This window comes from Saliterribacillus persicus (assembly GCF_003337485.1).
GTDB lineage: Bacteria > Bacillota > Bacilli > Bacillales > Amphibacillaceae > Saliterribacillus > Saliterribacillus persicus.
This window is the reverse complement of the sequence record NZ_QPJJ01000015.1, coordinates 61,947-77,829: the sequence shown is the minus strand read 5'-3', so window position 1 is coordinate 77,829 and position 15,883 is coordinate 61,947. Positions and strand designations below refer to the sequence as shown.

Genomic DNA, 15,883 nt, shown 5'->3' with positions numbered 1-15,883 from the left:
GGAGATGAATTAGCACTGAATTATAAAGTTAATGTATGAGTAAAAGGGCGGTCACTACTTGACCGTCTTTTTTGGCTTATTCAAGTAACGGGTGCAAGAGTTGAACAAGACTATCATTAATTGGGTGGTCTTTTTTGTGGGCAGATTGTTGGAATATTATGTTAAAATTAATTTAAAAAGATATTGAACTAAAGGATCAGAATATTTTAATTAGAAACAATCGTTACTAAATTAATGTATTTACTGGAGGCATGGTATATGTGAGTTTTGTAATCCGTGAAATGGTAAAAGCAGATATAGATCAGGTTCAAGATGTAGCTAAAAAAAGCTGGAATGAAACGTATAAAGGAATAATTCCGAAAGGGATACAAAAAAATTTTTAAACTCAGCATACAGCGATGAGATGATGGAGAAACGTCTGAGTGGGTCTTTTCTATTTGTTGCAGAAACAGACAATAATATTGTAGGTTTTGCTAACTTCTCTCCATCTAACCAAGGAGAAGTAGAATTAAGTGCAATATATCTTTATTCAAACTATCAGGGTAAGGGAATAGGAACAGCCTTATTAAAAGAAGGCGTTAGGAGTATAGATGGAATAAGGGTAATTTATATTGATGTAGAAAAGGAAAATACAATTGGAAATACTTTTTATGAAGCAAAAGGATTTAAGACGGTTGAAGAATTTGATGATAATTTTGATGGTCATATCTTGAAGACTATACGGATGGTTTTAAAAGTGTAGTTATTAAGCCAACGGGTGCAAAAATTCAATAACGCTACTGGAAGGCTAGAATTGAATGAATACGAGGTGAAATAGTTATGGATACTATGGTAATTATTGCGTTTTCTGTTGCGGCAGGAGCTTTAAGCATTGCATCGTTTGCATTTTCAAAAATAGAAAAATTGGAAAAAAGAGTAAAAGAACTTGAAGATAAATAAACTGTGAAAAGTTAATTAATGTGAATAATTGTACTTAAAGTTAGTAATTACAATAATCAAATTTAAGGTAGGAGAAATTTTAAACGGAATAAAGATGACTTTGCATCTTTATTCAGAAGCATTTTGGGAGAAGACTATGATTTTTCAGTTTACTCAAACTTGAAACTAGAGAAGTAAAATTAGTTTTTTTAATAACACATGATTCGTTTAGATTTAAGTTTTTCTAAATAAATAAGAAGAGGGAAACGAATCAGATTTAGAAAAAATATAAATTATTGAAGTAAACACCACTACATCTAAAATTATGTCTGCCACCTACACTTCTTACATGTTGAGACGGTGGTCTTGATGTACCCCTTGATTATACTGGGGTTGAATGAGTGCATCTATCTTGTTTACTCGAACTCAAGTATGTTTTTACATTTGGGGGAACATATCGAGTGATAAAAATTGAATTAAAAAGTGAAGTAGGTTTGAGTGGACAGAACAGATAACATCCGTAGAGTCGTGGATATAGGATGGATGTAAGTGTTTATCTCAAATATATTTTTAAATCTCAAGGATTACTAAAACCTTGAGATTTTTTATAATTTATTGTAAGAATATTAAATCCCGTGCGTCTTATAGGTAGGAGGTGAAAAAGTGACAGAGCTTGAGGAGATTTATAATAACTATTTTAAGGATGTTTACTTCTTCATATATAGTCTATCAAAAGATAAACATATAGCAGAAGATTTGACATCTGAAACATTTATAAAAGCGATTAAGTCCATTGAAAGCTTTAAAGGAAATTGTGATATCAAGGTGTGGCTATTTCAAATAGCCAAAAACTCATATTATTCATATATAAGGAAACATAAGAATTTAATAGAGCTAGACTCAGTACCTGAAAAGAAAGATGATTTTGATATAGAAAAATCGGTGTTTTCACTTGAAGAGTCGATGAAAATTCATGAAATTCTCCATAACTTATCTGAGCCATATAAGGAAGTATTTTCTCTAAGAGTTTTTGGAGAACTGAGCTTTAAGCAGATTGGCAGTTTGTTTGGTAAAACAGATAATTGGGCTTGTGTCACTTTTCATAGAGCTAGAAATAAGATAAGAGCAGAAATGAGGGATTATTGATGAAAGTCACATGTAATGTTATTAAAGATGTGTTGCCTCTATATTTAGAAAATATGCTTAGTGATGACTCATGTGTTATGGTTGAAGAACATATTGAGCAGTGTCAGGAATGCAAGAGTTATCTTAATGAGATGCGTACTTTTAATAAGATTCCAGTAGATAGGAATACCTCTCCTTTACTAAAGATAAAATCAACATTACGCAAGAAGAAATTTCTGACGGCAATATTCTCAATGATGTTTTCAATTACGCTTTTTGTTATAACAATTGCTTTACTGACCGCGCCAGAGTATCTTCCATTTAGCGAAAGAAGTGTAACAATAAATGAGATTGGAAATGGGTCTGTGCTCGCTCAATTTGAGGACACTGTATATGGATATGACATTGATAGATATCCTGCTGATGACAACACTGGTTATGTCTATCACATTACTACATGGGATAGCATATGGAATAGAAATATAAAAAAATCTAATACAAATAATACTATTTTAAATCCAAATGGCGAGAATGTTGTTTCTGTATATTATTACCATACAGATGGAAGTCAAGATATATTGATGTATGGTAAAGATATAAATCCAAACGGCGGGATTGTTACATTACCAAGACTATTTTTATCTTATTACGCACTTATTGCTATAGTATTTGCTGCAACTTGTGGATTAATTATGCTTATATTGTATCGTAATAAAAAAGTGCTTAATTTTACAATGAAAGTTTTCTTTTTACCGGTATCCTACCTATTAGGTCATTTGATTATTAAAGGATTTACAACTTCATCATATACTGCGACACGGGATTTTTATGCAATATTGTTAGTTATGATTCCGCTATATATTGCTTTTCTAATGGCTGTAAACTTAATTAGACAGTATAGAAATAAAAAATATGAGGATCGTTAAGTATGACCCCCCTTTTGGGATAGATTTTGCTAATAGGTTCAAATAAAAGATATCATTTACACGGGCAGATTTATTTTTATTGGTGATATTGGCTGTGGATATGTACCCGCATACCTCGAATGAAAAAATACGGTGGATTTATTTCCGAGAACAGGCGGTTCGAAAGACATCAATGCTGTTCTCTCGAGCCATGTGGAGTGTATTTAAATATTGAAATGTGTTTTATGTAAACCTCGGACGCATGGTCCGAGGTTTTTTGATCCCCGAGGGGGCACTTTTAAGCGGTACCTTCTTTACTTGATTATTAGGTTAATCCTAAATGCTCGCGAAAGGTATGGCCATCATATTTTTTTCTGGAAATTCCTCTTTTTTGCATTTCAGGAACAATTAATTCTACAAAGTCTTCTAAACTACCAGGTAAAGTAGGAGGCATTAGATTAAATCCGTCAGCTACACCAGCTTCAAGCCAGACTTCCATCTGGTCCACTATTTGCTCGGGAGTACCTAAGAGTGTGTGGTGTCCGCCTCCTGCATTAAGATAACCTAATAATTCTCTTACTGTAGGATTTTTATCATTAATAATTTCTAGTATAGTTTCATAACGACCCACTGGACCAGTAAATTCTTCTACTGGGGGTAATTGAGGTACTTTTTTATCGATTTCCCAATTAGAACAGTCTTGTTGAATAAAGAAACTCAGCTGTTTTAAAGCTGTTTCAAGAGGTAATTGCTCATCTAAGGCTGCTTTTTTGGCTAAAGCTTCTTCATAAGTTTTACCTACATAGGTTACTAAGCCTGGAAATACTTTAATATGTTTATTGTTGTGTTCACTTTGTTTAACCTTTTCATTTATTTTGTTACGAAATTTTCTTGCTTGCTTTAAATTCCACGACACGGAATAAACTGCATCCGCATATCTGGCAGCTAGGGCAACACCGTGAGTAGAGGCGCCTGCCTGCATAGCTACTGGCTTTCCTTGGGGACTTTTTGGGGTGGTGGAAGGACCCTGGACTTTAAAATAAGTACCATCGTGATTAAAGGATCGAATACTAGATGGGTTGATCAATTTCCTTTCTTCACGATTATGTAAAAAATCCTTACTGTCCCACGAAACGAATAGCTTATTCATTAAATCAGCGAACTCGTCTGCTTTTGCATAGCGTTCGGCATGAGGTGGTAGTTCTCTCATACTATGATTTAATGCCTCTAAATCAGTCATGGACGTAACAAGATTCCAACCAACTCGTCCTTTTGTAATATGATCCAAACTTAATAGTTGTCGTGCAGCTGTAAAAGGATTGGAAAACGTACTTGAAATTGTTGTAACCAATCCTACATGTGTGGTCACTTGCGAAATCGCTGTTAAATTAACAATCGGATCTAACCAAAATGCTGGCATCACGCTAGGATCGTTCGCTGGGAATGATTGATTGTCAGCAAAGAAAACGGCGTCAAAGTAACCCCTCTCTGCTAACTGTGCTAGCGATTGATAATAAGCAATATCTCCGACTTGTTCAACGCTAGAATCAGGCTGCAACCAAGCGGCTTGATGATGTCCGCAACCATATAGCAAAACTCCTATATGTAGTTGTTTATTTTTATTTCCTGTCATTGGGAAACACCTCAAAATCTATGAAAATTGTTTTTCGTAATCCTTTTTTACAATACCTTATACTATAATTTGATCGATTAGTTCATTGTTAATCCGCCGTCTACTGTGAAGTTTTGTCCAGTAATTCCATTCGCTTTTTCTGAAGCTAAAAAAGCAACCATATTAGCTACATCCTGAGGTGTTGTTACTTTCTTTAATGGCGTTGATTGCGCAATTAAGTCGAACACTTCTGGTGTTGTAACAGCACTTGCATCTGTAGTTTTTAATAGTCCACCTGAAACGACATTCGCTTTCACGCCAAATGTTCCTAATTCAGCAGCAATATTACGTGTGAAACCGATTAATCCGGCTTTAGCTGTCGTATATTCATGATAAGGTACAACAGGATTTTGATATAAATTCGTTCCTATGCTAATCACACTTCCGTTTTTTCGTTCAATAAATTGAGGGACAACACTTTGAATTATATTAAATGCTGCTTTTATAGTGCCATCTAGTTGTTTTTGATAATCATCCCAAACCAGTTCTGTAAAAGGTTTTTGTTTAGTCGGATCGAATTTGAAGTCTACCAATGCATTGTTGACGACAACATCTATTTGACCAAAATGTTCCGTTGCTTTTTTAATCATTTGATCTACTTCTTCACGAATTGTTACATCAGCCTGAATTGCAATAGCATTTTCTTCACCAGCATCAGAAGCGAGCTTCTCAGCTGCATCTTTACTTTTATAGTAATTGATAACCACTTGAAACCCTTGTTGCACCAATGTCTTTACAATAGTTGCGCCTAAACCTCTACTACCACCTGTTACTAATACTGTTCTACTCATCTTAACAACTCCTATATTTTTAATTTTGATGAAGATAGATAAAACAAAAAAACGCAACCATCCCTTTAGGAAAGCTGCGTAAAAACAAATAATGACATCTTAAGAATGAGACACACTCGTTCTTTAATTATGTATTAAAGTTTACACTTTCCTACGCTAGTTTCAGCTAGTTCAGGTTCAAAGGGTTTGAGTATATACTCATCTCAGTTAAATAACACCCCTAGTGCATGTATTAAGTTATATTAAATGTTATAGGTTTTGGAAAAACATGTCAAGTTAAAGTTGTTTGTAATTTTAACGCACAATTTCATCAAGTTGAATATAACTGTTCGATGGACCATTAAACACACTTTCATGTTGAAAGCTATTGATAACTGGCTATTATTACTCTATCAATGACACACTCCACATGGGTTATCATCACTTTTAAATAGACTTTTGCAGAACTAAGATTTCGAGTAAATATTTCCTAATTTTATTTTTTGCATAAAAAAGAGAGCGGGGTATCTTCTCGATAACCTGCTCCGTTCTTGATTTTTTGCCCTTAACTAAATGCCATTATTGCAAAGGGTTCTTTTTTTATCTCTGAGAAGTTTCCCCGTTCCCGGGTATAGAGAGCGGATCAAGAAATAACGAGTCCACCGTCAACTGCGATGATTTGTCCTGTTACCCAATCTGATTCAGCCAAATTAACAATCCATGCTGCTACATCATCCGGTACACCACGACGCCCTAGTGGGATTGCATTACGCTCCTGCTCCTTAACTACATTGATTTGATCGTCACTAAGTCCTAAACGTTCTTTAAGAAATGCTGTTTCGACAGGACCGCTCGCGATCGAATTTACACGAATTCCCTTCGGAGCGAGCTCAAGAGCCCAGCTGCGAGTCAGATGTTCAATAGCAGCCTTACTTGCGCCATACAGCGATAACCCAGCTCCAGCCTTACTTCCGTAGGTACTGGATATGTTGATGATTGTACCTTTCGTTTCTGCCAGGCTCGGTAGCGCAGCTGAGGCAAGTAATATCGGTCCCGTGACATTTATAGCGAAAATATCATTTACCGATTCGGCATTCGCATTTTCGAGTGGCTGAATGGCACCACCGCCAGCATTATTCACGAGAATATCAATACGCCCCCAATATCCAAGCGCTGCTTCAACCGTTTTTGCTGCTGATTCTGGATCACTAGCGTCTGCCACAAATGCCTTGATGTTCGGGTGAGTAGCTGCAGCTTCTTCCAATTTGACTTTGGTACGTCCCGTGATAAGTACATTTGCCCCTTTTGCAGCTAGCATTTGAGCCGTAGCTAATCCGATTCCGCCACCGCCACCTGTGATAATCGCAACTTTGTCTTTAAACATGTTAACATCTCCTTAGATTTATTTTTTTGTTCATTCTTCCTGTTTGTAACTTTAATAAAGCAATAACAGCTAATTAATAATTAACTAGCTAATAGTTAATTAATTAACTATTGGAGGGAAACTGTCCTTTAACAGGACAGGGGAGCTTTACTTACCCAATTTTTTCAACAGAGTTTCTAACTGTTTTTGTTCTTCCAAAGTAAGTTTATTTCCGACGCTTTGATCGATAGTCTTTTCATATACGGGCCATAGCTTCGATATGACCTCATGACCTTCAGGGGTTAACTTAACAAGAGTTCTTCTTCTATTAGTCGGGTCGAAATTTCTTTGGATACGGCCTGCTAGCTCAAGAGATTTTAATAAGTTGCTTATATTCGCCCTTGTCACAGCAAGATCGTCGCTTAACTCGGAAGGGACCATCGCTCTTCCGCTAGATCTGAGAGCTACTAGAACGCACCACCTTCCTAACGTCAGATCGAACTTTCCTAGCTGCTCTTCTAATTGTTTAACTAAATGATGATTCGTTTTATAAAGTGTCAGAAAAACGCTCACTGACTGAAGTGGTTGTTCAAAAGGACGCCATTCTTCGATAATATTTACCTCCTTCCAAATAATTAAGTGGTTAACTATTTACATGCTAACTATAATATTAGCTCATAATAATGTCAAGTTTGCGAATCCCCGCAGATAAATAAGAGTACCAACTAAAATAGGGAGTTTTATAGAACAAGCTAATCGTCATTATTTTATGCAGTAGACACTTATGTGCAACAAATTCCTTCACTTTCGTCTAACTTTGTGAAAAAATGGAATTTAAGTAACGGGCAAATTACTGTAAGAAGATATTTTAAGAGGGTATTCAAAGGGAGGGTATGTCAAATGAATAATAAGAAGGTAATACAAAAAATAGAGGAACTATCGATAAATGCTCTTCCAGCCCTTGAAACAGAACTTGTTGACGGGTGGATATTACGATTTTCAAATGGTTATGCAAAAAGAGCCAATTCTATCAATCCACTTTATCCTTCAAAATATGAGATAAAAGAGAAGATAGAAGATATGCAAAAAATTTATCGAAGCAAAAATTTGAAAGCTGTTTACAAACTTACTGAAAATGTATTCCCTCATGACTTGGACGTTATTCTTGAACAAGAAGGATATGAATTAGATGGATTAACAAGTGTTCAATTATTATCTTTAAATGAAGTTTCTGTAAGCCCAGCAGCTAACGCTGTTAATTATAGTTATTTAAATGACAAATGGTTTCTTGATTTCTGTAAATTAAATAATATAAAAGAAACTGACCAGGCTACATTAAAAAAGATATTACAAAATATCGTTCCAGAGGTTTGCTATGTAACTTTGCTTAATGACAATAATGACGCTCTAGCTTGTGGAATGAGTGTTTTAGAGGATGAATACATAGGATTGTTTGATATTGTTACTAATGAAAAACATAGGAGTAAAGGATATGGAAAACAATTAATCTATACCATTTTAAATTGGGGTAAGGAAAATGGAGCAAAGAATGCGTATCTTCAAGTCGTATTAGATAATCGTCCAGCTTTAAATCTTTATTCAAAGTTGGGTTTTAAAGAAGAATATAGGTATTGGTATCGAATAAAAAGTTAATACCTTTTTATTGATCAACTATAGAGTGCTTATCCGGAATATGCTCTTATTATTCTATATACGTATTACTTTAAGTTGGGTAAAACAAAAAGCATTAGTTAGGAGGGGATGTAGTGAAGATTAAATTTTTAAAAAGCATAATATCTACTCTGAGTTTGTTATTGGTCATTGGTTGTTCTTCTGAAAATGGAATTGCAAACATTTAAGGAGTTAGTGGTGAAATTATAAAAATTGACGATGATTCATTTTTAATTCAAGGCAAGAATACTAAAGTGGATTTAAAATATACAAATGATACAGTGTTCAACGGAAAAGAACGTAATAAAATAGGTATTGGAGATAAGATTGAGATTTGGTATAGTAGCCAACCACTTGATAGTAAACCAAATCAAGCATTGGCATCAAAAATAGAGTTTACTGAATAGAATTATTGAAAAAACGGCTTCGATAGTTGAGCAGGACTATCATTAATTTGGTGGTTTTTTTGTGAGTAAACCGTTGGAATATAGATGGAAAAATTCAAGGTTTTTTATTATCTATTATCACAATTACATTACTATTCATTGCCTATATAATCCAGTATTAAATGATAAAAATAATCACTTCTCTTTATCTAACTGTTAATTTGTTCTCTTCCCAATGTTAGAAGAGAAGGGTTGGTATCGATCATCATGTTTATCTTCTATAAACAGAATGTGCGTTTTTGTTATGTACTCAAGAAATGAAATTATCCAATAAGAAAAGACAGTCAACTTTTGACTGTCTCATTTAAACTTCATAAAAACAAAAGAAAAATAGTAACTAATGAATTATATCAGATATATGCTTACCGAATGCTTTTGTAAAAATAATTTCTAAACTCTTTAGTAATAAATAAAAAATAATGCTAGCGCCTGGAAAGATAATAAAAACATCTAAATCATACAATATTGGATAACCATCTATTATGTTTTTAATCTTCATAATTAAACCAACGATACCGCCGGCAATAGCATAATTGACCCAACGCACTCCTTTATTGATTTTATCAATTATTATCGATGTAGGTATTCCGATAAACAAGAAAAAAGGGAATGAATACAAATAAACTATTAAGAGCTTAATGAAGAATGGGGATTCTGGAAAAAAGGTAAAACTTGAACCACTTATTGTATCGAATGCTAAAAAAGAAAAGTAAAGGATACATGGTGCAATCACAGTTGTTAAGATCCTTTTCATTTTTATTCCTCCTAACATTTATAATATAACATAAGAAATCTATAATCCTATTATTTCTATATAATGGGATTAAATTACTTTTAAAAAATGCAAAAAAATTTGTTGTTCGAAAATAATTAACTGAATGGGTGGAAGAGTTTAATAAGCAGGGCTGACGAATAAGTCGGTCTTTTGTGTTGGAAAATTCTAATTAAAAATTGGTATATTATGTTAATATTGAATATAGATATTGAACTAAATTAGCAGGTTATTAGAAAAAGCAACTATTTTAAATAAGCTCATATTACAATTTAGGTTCCAAAACAATAAGAGGAAGTTACTAAATGAAACAATTTGAATACAAAGTGGAAATCATTCAAATACAATTGAAGAACGGAATTGATTTCAATACTGCAATGACTGAGAAGTTAAATTTGTTTGGTGAAAAAGGTTGGGAATTGTCAGGTGTTCATGGAACAGTTTTTTATTTTAAGAAGGAGATTACTTAGTTTTCGTAAATATCCTTATTGAACTAACAGATTCTTATCTTAAAAAAGAAGATGCTAGTTTGAAAGGAAAAGGAACATAAATAGTGAACATATAAAAGATATAAAAAGCAAAAATTGATTGTATTTTAACTATTCCATAAAAGGAGTTCTTTATGACTACATACCATGTAAAACCTGAAAAACAAACACTTCACGGTTCTTTTTCAAAAAGTTTTAAACCAATATTAACAATAAATTCCGGGGATACTATTCGTTATTCTACTCTTGACGCACTATGGGGGTTAGAACCTTTTCATACAACAGGTAATCGTAGTATTTTTGAAACAAAAGAATTAAAAGAAAATAGTGGTCACGCCCTATGTGGACCAATAGCCATTAATGGTGCTAAGCCAGGTATGGTCCTTATGATAAAAATCAATGAAATTCGTCCAGGATATTGGGGATGGAGTTTTGCAGGTGGCACAAATCAATTCAAAAAGCGACTAGGGTTAGAAGAACAAGATACGTATCACTTAAACTGGGAGTTAGATACAAAAAATATGATTGGAGTAAGTCAATTTAATCACAGAGTTTCTTTATCTCCATTTATGGGGACTATGGGGATGACTCCTAACGAGCCTGGAATTCATTCAACTATCCCTCCAAGATTTTGCGGTGGGAACATTGATTGTAAAGAGCTAGTGGAAGGAAGTATTTTATATCTCCCAATTCCTGTATCTGGAGGAATGTTCTCTGTTGGAGACGGACATGCCTTACAAGGGGATGGTGAAGTTAGTACTCAAGCAATTGAATGCCCGATGGAGGTTGTAGATTTAACTTTTACACTTATAGATGAACTGAATATATCAATGCCTCGTGCAAATACACCAGCAGGTTGGATTACATTTGGCTTTCACGAAGATCTTGATGAAGCTTGTTTTATTGCACTTGAAGGAATGCTTGACCTGATGGAAGAACTATACGGTTATAGTCGTAAAGAAGCTTATACTCTAGCTAGTATAACAGTAAATATGAGGATTACTCAGATCGTTAATGGAACCAAAGGCGTACACGCAATACTACCTCACGATTCGTTTATTAACTAACCAAAAACAAACCTAATGAACTTTTTTATTCATAAAATATTGCACAGCGAGGTAGAGAACTGATAGAAGCTTGAGAAGTTCTTTATATAATTCAGAAATACTGTCTTGGATACCAGAATTACTTATTCTACCTTTTAGGATTCTTAATTGGTTATTCAAAGGTATTCTTGGGATTATTATTTTCATTTTTCAAAGAAATTAAATAAAGTTAGGTAGGTGCTCTAAAATCCAACTGTTAAATAATAGAAAAAGTGTTTTAATAATATTAGTTATGACAGCAATTCTACTATTTGGATGTTCCGATAGTACAGAAGGTGAAAACTCCGCGGAAATAGATTTTAAAACTCCAGTTACTTTTACTAATAAAGGACAAGAATTTACTATCATACCCTTTTATCAAGAATATTTAAATTACATAGAAGGAGCAAAGAAGCAGGAAGCTAATTTAAAGCAATTATATTATCAAACAGTTAAACAACCCTTCTTAGTAAATGCTTTCGGTGAAGAATTCAAAGATGGAGAAATAGAAGATTGGACACTTAGCACTCCTACGCCAATTAATGAATTAGAGAAATCTGTTCAAAATTTAATTGAAAACCAGAGTAGCATCAATGAGATAGTTAAGCAAACATTGAAGGAATCATCTGACAAACTCCCAGGCGGGAAAAAGTCGATATATATAATTCCTGCAAATCCCACTAACACTTCTACAATGAAGTTTCTAAATGGAGTAACAGGTGTAACATGGCAGAAAGATGTCATACTAATTCAAATTGAACCATCTTTACTTAAGGATGAATATTTAAATTATTCTCTTGCTCATGAATATCATCATTCTGTGTTTATGGAGAACAATGAACTGGATTATAATACTACTTTAAAAGATGATGTAATACTCGAGGGTAAAGCAGAAACATTTGCTAGAAGTTTATATCCAGACATAATTGTTCCATGGCATAAATTCCCCACAATTCAAATGGAAGAAAACGCATGGGAATTTTTTAAAGAAAACACTAGTGCTACAGATTTGGCTGTTAAGGAAGTTTTATTATTCGGAAAAGCAAAAAAGAATATACCAGATAGAGCAATCTACACACTTGGGAACAAAATCATGAATAGTTTTACCGAAGAGAATCCAAACATTCCTATTGAGGAATGGACGGATATGTCAGCTAATGAAATTCTCTTGGAAAGTCAATATGAAGAATACTTCGAAGGAAAATAATTATAAGAATTTATTGATTAAAATTTGTATGTACAATATAAAATTTGCAAATAAAAATTAATTATCTACAGATATTTAATTGATTTTATCTCATTTGAAAGAAAGAATGAGCATTTTAGACAAGATAAGGGTTGATTTCAATACGCTATCGGAATCTATTTCAATAGGAGCCCTCCCTAGAGGTGTCCTATTGGGTGTAGCACTTCCTTGAATCAGCAGAGAATCATTATTTAAAACGTTTTTAATATTTCGATATTCAAATGGTTGTTAAGTAGATAGAGAGTAAAATAAGAATGGCAGGTTGTCAGTCAAATAGCAAATACGAAAAATAAGAATAGTAGGTGTGGAAATGCAAATTAATGAACTTTGTCATTTACTCGAAATGCCAAAAGAGGTTCATGAGCAGGTAGTCACAATCGAAAATGTATTAGACTTTAATAGAATAAATAATGAAATAACTCAAATGAATAATCCAAACACATGGGAAAAAGAGAGAGAGGAGCTTACTGCATTTCTGGCACCCGATGAAAAAGGTCTAAAGATTTTGACATGCCAATTACATGCAGTTTGTCATACATACGAAAAATATAGGGATATGGGCATTTCTGATGAAGTATTTATTCAAACGATGAAGTTCTTTTCAAGATTCCTTTATACTTATAAAAAAACACATGGAGAATATAAATATGTTTGGGCGTGGTGGGCTGTCAGACAGATTTCCATGCAGGAATTTAGAATTGGTGAACTGGAGTATGAAATGATGACCAAAGATGACAAAAAAGTAATTAACATTCATATTCCGTCAGACGTCAATTTGACGAGTAGTAATCTTAAAAAGTCTTATTTAGATGCTCGGGAATTTTTTGAAAAATTCTTTCCTGAATATGCTAATGTAGAAATGATTTGTGGATCATGGTTGCTAGCTCCGGCATTAAAGAGCTTGTTGCTAGAAGGTTCTAGAATTTTAGAGTTTCAAAAATCATTTGTGGTAACCGGAAAAGAGGATAACACCCAAGGCATTCTTGATTGGGTTTATGGAAGAAGAGATCTTCCATTTGAAAACTTACCCGAAGAGACTTCTTTACAGCGTAAATTAAAGAAATATCTATTAGATGGAGGTAAAGTGGATTGGACAAATGGAACATTAGTATCAAATCCCTTTTAAAAAGGGAAGGAAGACATGAATGTATTAGTACACGAGTAAACACTGACGCTTACAAGTATTATTACACAGCGGGTAAAGAGTTCGATAATTGATATCGATACCCACTTATTTGGCCTAATGGAAAATATGATAAATTACTATGATTTGTTTGAGACCCGGTAATTGGTGGATTTGTAAAGTTTTTTCGCTATAAACTGAGAGGAATATAATAACATGATAGAACTAAATTATATTTTTAGAAGTTTATTAATATATGGAAAAAACGCGGATTTTTTATTTTAGCATTTGATTTTAATGAGTCTAAGAATCCATAAGGTGAAGCGACTTAGTTGTGCACAAATTGACGGATGAATGAATATATCCTTTGTTAATATTAATGGTGAGGAGGTTGTTCGATGGATTCTTTAAGTAGTATGAATAATGCTATGGCATACATTGAAGAGCACTTAACGGAGGATATTGATTATAGAGAAATATCAAAAATCGCTTATTGCTCAGAGTATCATTTTAAGCGAATGTTTTCCTTTTTATCAGGCGTAAGTTTATCAGAATTTATCCGAAGAAGAAGACTAACGCTAGCTGCACTTGATTTGAAAGATATTAATTTGAGAATAATCGATGTTGCTATCAAATACGGTTATAGTTCAGCTGATTCATTTTCTCGTGCTTTTCACACTTTGCATGGTATTCTCCCTTCCGAAGCCCGAAGTGAGTATAACCTATTGAAAGCTTATCCTAGAATGACCTTTCAGCTATCAATTGAAGGAGGATGCGAAATGAACTATCGTATCGTTGAGAAAGAATCATTTAAGCTAGTGGGGTTTAAGAAAAGGGTTCCAATTATCTTTAATGGTGTTAATCCAGAAATTGCTAAAATGTATGAACTTTTAACCCCTGAGGTTATTAAGCAATTAAAAGCACTACCACAATTAGAACCAACAGGCATTATTAGTGCTTCCAATAATTTTTCTGAAGAAAGAATGGAAGAAAAAGGAGAATTAGATCATTATATTGGAGTTGCAACCTCTAGTAATGAAACAGCAAAATTTGATGAACTAAAAATTGATGCTAGTACCTGGGCAGTATTCGAATCAGTTGGACCATTCCCGGCAACACTTCAAAATACGTGGGGAAAGATATACGCGGAGTGGTTTCCATCTTCAGGCTATGAGGCAGTTGAAGGTCCTGAAATCTTGTGGAATGAGAGTAAGGACACAGAGGATCCGAAGTATAGAAGTGAAATATGGATTCCAGTAAAGAAAAAGACCATGATGTAATGCAAATTAATAATTATGCTTTAGAGCACTCCTTGGTGGAGTGTCTCTTTCGTAATGGTGATTTGGATATAATTTGGATTTAAGTCTTAATTTACTTCTCATTCCGCTTCATCAAAATGGTCAATGAAATAGCTATAATAGAGGTAGATTTCTCCAGACTAAAATAAACCTAGAAGGTATTTACGGAGGGAAACATGATAAGAAAATTTGAAATAGATGATTTGCAAGAAGTTATGAGGATTTGGCTTGAATCAAATATTAAAGCCCATCACTTTATCAATGAAAGTTACTGGAAAGAAAATTATGAAACAGTAAAAGAAATATTGCCAAACGCCACAATATTTGTTTATGAAAATAATGAGAAGATTGAAGGCTTTGTGGGTTTAGCAGACAATTATATTGCGGGAATTTTTGTGGAAAATGAGAAGCAGTCAAAGGGTATTGGTAAAGATTTACTTGATTATGTTAAAGAAAAGTATCCTTCACTATCATTAAAAGTATATAAAAATAATATACGGGCAGTACAATTCTATCAAAGAGAAAACTTCGTTGTTAAAGAAGAACAATTAGATAGAAATACTAATGAAGTTGAATATGTAATGGATTGGGAATTATGATTTACTAAAGATTGCTAGTTACAAATAGACTACTAATCATAATTAGGGATATTCTTTTTATATTTATTAGTTGCTATACTAGTGGTTTTTATTACTGTATTTTTCATGCTAAGAAAATCTGGATTTTTTCACTCCTATACTGTGAAATCCTTTGTAAATGCTCACAATAAGATGTATTCAGGCTGAATCCAATACGGGTTCAGTCATTTTTTTATTTTCACCAGTATACCTTCACTACCTCTACTATCTGGAAGAACTTAATAACCCCATATGAGTTTCCAGAGATTGGTGTTTATAAAAAAGGAGATTGTACTTTTACGTAGAAAAATAACAATGAAAGAGAAATATTTCTATTTACTAGTCTCTTAATATTATATTCTTTTCAGCGTTTGAGTATAATTA

15 protein-coding genes, 1 pseudogene and 1 riboswitch are annotated in these 15,883 nt (G+C 33.5%); of the genes and pseudogenes, 11 read left to right on the top strand and 5 right to left on the bottom strand.

Annotated elements, in window-relative coordinates:
* Nucleotides 1-260 precede the first annotated feature (260 nt).
* The 3 genes and pseudogenes from DFR57_RS15310 (at nt 261) to DFR57_RS15300 (ending at nt 2,969) form a co-directional block, all read left to right on the top strand.
* Nucleotides 261-742: pseudogene (locus tag DFR57_RS15310) on the top strand (N-acetyltransferase family protein).
* An 839-nt stretch (nt 743-1,581) separates the two neighbouring features.
* Nucleotides 1,582-2,064 (top strand): RNA polymerase sigma factor, encoded by a 483-nt coding sequence (locus DFR57_RS15305; protein WP_114354090.1) that lies wholly within the window; start codon nt 1,582-1,584, stop codon nt 2,062-2,064.
* The gene (locus DFR57_RS15300) at nt 2,064-2,969 is read left to right on the top strand and encodes a zf-HC2 domain-containing protein (protein WP_114354089.1); all 906 of its coding nucleotides are present in this window, start codon (nt 2,064-2,066) and stop codon (nt 2,967-2,969) included. The genes DFR57_RS15305 and DFR57_RS15300 overlap by 1 nt, the downstream gene beginning before the upstream one ends.
* Before the next feature lie 304 nt (nt 2,970-3,273).
* Here the strand turns inward: DFR57_RS15300 and DFR57_RS15295 are convergent, their stop codons facing one another.
* From DFR57_RS15295 to DFR57_RS18680, 4 genes are all read right to left on the bottom strand, one after another.
* Nucleotides 3,274-4,581 (bottom strand): LLM class flavin-dependent oxidoreductase, encoded by a 1,308-nt coding sequence (locus DFR57_RS15295; RefSeq protein WP_114354088.1) that lies wholly within the window; start codon nt 4,579-4,581, stop codon nt 3,274-3,276.
* A 77-nt stretch (nt 4,582-4,658) separates the two neighbouring features.
* Nucleotides 4,659-5,411: a 3-oxoacyl-ACP reductase gene (locus tag DFR57_RS15290; RefSeq protein ID WP_114354087.1), complete on the bottom strand. Its 753-nt coding sequence runs from the start codon at nt 5,409-5,411 to the stop codon at nt 4,659-4,661.
* 131 nt (nt 5,412-5,542) lie between these two features.
* Nucleotides 5,543-5,643, bottom strand: a riboswitch (TPP riboswitch).
* A 390-nt stretch (nt 5,644-6,033) separates the two neighbouring features.
* Nucleotides 6,034-6,774 (bottom strand): SDR family NAD(P)-dependent oxidoreductase, encoded by a 741-nt coding sequence (locus DFR57_RS15285; RefSeq protein ID WP_114354086.1) that lies wholly within the window; start codon nt 6,772-6,774, stop codon nt 6,034-6,036.
* Between the two features lie 147 nt (nt 6,775-6,921).
* A complete protein-coding gene (locus DFR57_RS18680) occupies nt 6,922-7,326 on the bottom strand; it encodes a MarR family winged helix-turn-helix transcriptional regulator (protein ID WP_425450975.1) in 405 nt (134 codons plus the stop codon).
* A gap of 327 nt (nt 7,327-7,653) precedes the next feature.
* On the opposite strand from DFR57_RS18680, the gene DFR57_RS15275 reads away from it, so the two are divergent.
* Nucleotides 7,654-8,406: a GNAT family N-acetyltransferase gene (locus tag DFR57_RS15275; RefSeq protein WP_114354084.1), complete on the top strand. Its 753-nt coding sequence runs from the start codon at nt 7,654-7,656 to the stop codon at nt 8,404-8,406.
* Nucleotides 8,407-8,627: 221 nt separating this feature from the next.
* Nucleotides 8,628-8,831, top strand: coding sequence for a DUF3221 domain-containing protein (locus tag DFR57_RS18675; protein WP_114354083.1), 204 nt, complete (start codon nt 8,628-8,630; stop codon nt 8,829-8,831).
* 376 nt (nt 8,832-9,207) lie between these two features.
* On the opposite strand, the gene DFR57_RS15265 is transcribed toward DFR57_RS18675, so the two are convergent.
* A complete protein-coding gene (locus DFR57_RS15265) occupies nt 9,208-9,624 on the bottom strand; it encodes a hypothetical protein (RefSeq protein WP_114354082.1) in 417 nt (138 codons plus the stop codon).
* 323 nt (nt 9,625-9,947) lie between these two features.
* Here DFR57_RS15265 and DFR57_RS18325 point away from each other — a divergent pair, with 323 nt between their 5' ends.
* From DFR57_RS18325 to DFR57_RS15240, 6 genes are all read left to right on the top strand, one after another.
* Entirely contained in the window at nt 9,948-10,112 is a 165-nt protein-coding gene (locus tag DFR57_RS18325; RefSeq protein WP_170133004.1) for a hypothetical protein, read from the top strand.
* Nucleotides 10,113-10,264: 152 nt separating this feature from the next.
* On the top strand, nt 10,265-11,197 hold the full coding sequence (locus DFR57_RS15260; protein ID WP_114354081.1) for an acetamidase/formamidase family protein: 933 nt from the start codon (nt 10,265-10,267) through the stop codon (nt 11,195-11,197).
* A gap of 271 nt (nt 11,198-11,468) precedes the next feature.
* A complete protein-coding gene (locus DFR57_RS15255) occupies nt 11,469-12,422 on the top strand; it encodes a DUF2268 domain-containing putative Zn-dependent protease (protein ID WP_114354080.1) in 954 nt (317 codons plus the stop codon).
* A 349-nt stretch (nt 12,423-12,771) separates the two neighbouring features.
* On the top strand, nt 12,772-13,587 hold the full coding sequence (locus tag DFR57_RS15250; protein WP_114354079.1) for an acyltransferase domain-containing protein: 816 nt from the start codon (nt 12,772-12,774) through the stop codon (nt 13,585-13,587).
* A 395-nt stretch (nt 13,588-13,982) separates the two neighbouring features.
* A complete protein-coding gene (locus DFR57_RS15245) occupies nt 13,983-14,864 on the top strand; it encodes an AraC family transcriptional regulator (RefSeq protein WP_114354078.1) in 882 nt (293 codons plus the stop codon).
* Between the two features lie 194 nt (nt 14,865-15,058).
* The gene (locus DFR57_RS15240) at nt 15,059-15,481 is read left to right on the top strand and encodes an N-acetyltransferase (RefSeq protein WP_114354077.1); all 423 of its coding nucleotides are present in this window, start codon (nt 15,059-15,061) and stop codon (nt 15,479-15,481) included.
* Nucleotides 15,482-15,883: the final 402 nt, after the last annotated feature.

Bases quoted from the DNA above. Each gene is read 5' to 3' on its own strand.
- DFR57_RS15300 (WP_114354089.1), top strand. From the start codon at position 2,064: ATGAAAGTCACATGTAATGTTATTAAAGATGTGTTGCCTCTATATTTA.
- DFR57_RS15295 (WP_114354088.1), bottom strand. From the start codon at position 4,581: ATGACAGGAAATAAAAATAAACAACTACATATAGGAGTTTTGCTATAT.
- DFR57_RS15290 (WP_114354087.1), bottom strand. From the start codon at position 5,411: ATGAGTAGAACAGTATTAGTAACAGGTGGTAGTAGAGGTTTAGGCGCA.
- DFR57_RS15285 (WP_114354086.1), bottom strand. From the start codon at position 6,774: ATGTTTAAAGACAAAGTTGCGATTATCACAGGTGGCGGTGGCGGAATC.
- DFR57_RS15275 (WP_114354084.1), top strand. From the start codon at position 7,654: ATGAATAATAAGAAGGTAATACAAAAAATAGAGGAACTATCGATAAAT.
- DFR57_RS15265 (WP_114354082.1), bottom strand. From the start codon at position 9,624: ATGAAAAGGATCTTAACAACTGTGATTGCACCATGTATCCTTTACTTT.
- DFR57_RS18325 (WP_170133004.1), top strand. From the start codon at position 9,948: ATGAAACAATTTGAATACAAAGTGGAAATCATTCAAATACAATTGAAG.
- DFR57_RS15260 (WP_114354081.1), top strand. From the start codon at position 10,265: ATGACTACATACCATGTAAAACCTGAAAAACAAACACTTCACGGTTCT.
- DFR57_RS15255 (WP_114354080.1), top strand. From the start codon at position 11,469: ATGACAGCAATTCTACTATTTGGATGTTCCGATAGTACAGAAGGTGAA.
- DFR57_RS15250 (WP_114354079.1), top strand. From the start codon at position 12,772: ATGCAAATTAATGAACTTTGTCATTTACTCGAAATGCCAAAAGAGGTT.
- DFR57_RS15245 (WP_114354078.1), top strand. From the start codon at position 13,983: ATGGATTCTTTAAGTAGTATGAATAATGCTATGGCATACATTGAAGAG.
- DFR57_RS15240 (WP_114354077.1), top strand. From the start codon at position 15,059: ATGATAAGAAAATTTGAAATAGATGATTTGCAAGAAGTTATGAGGATT.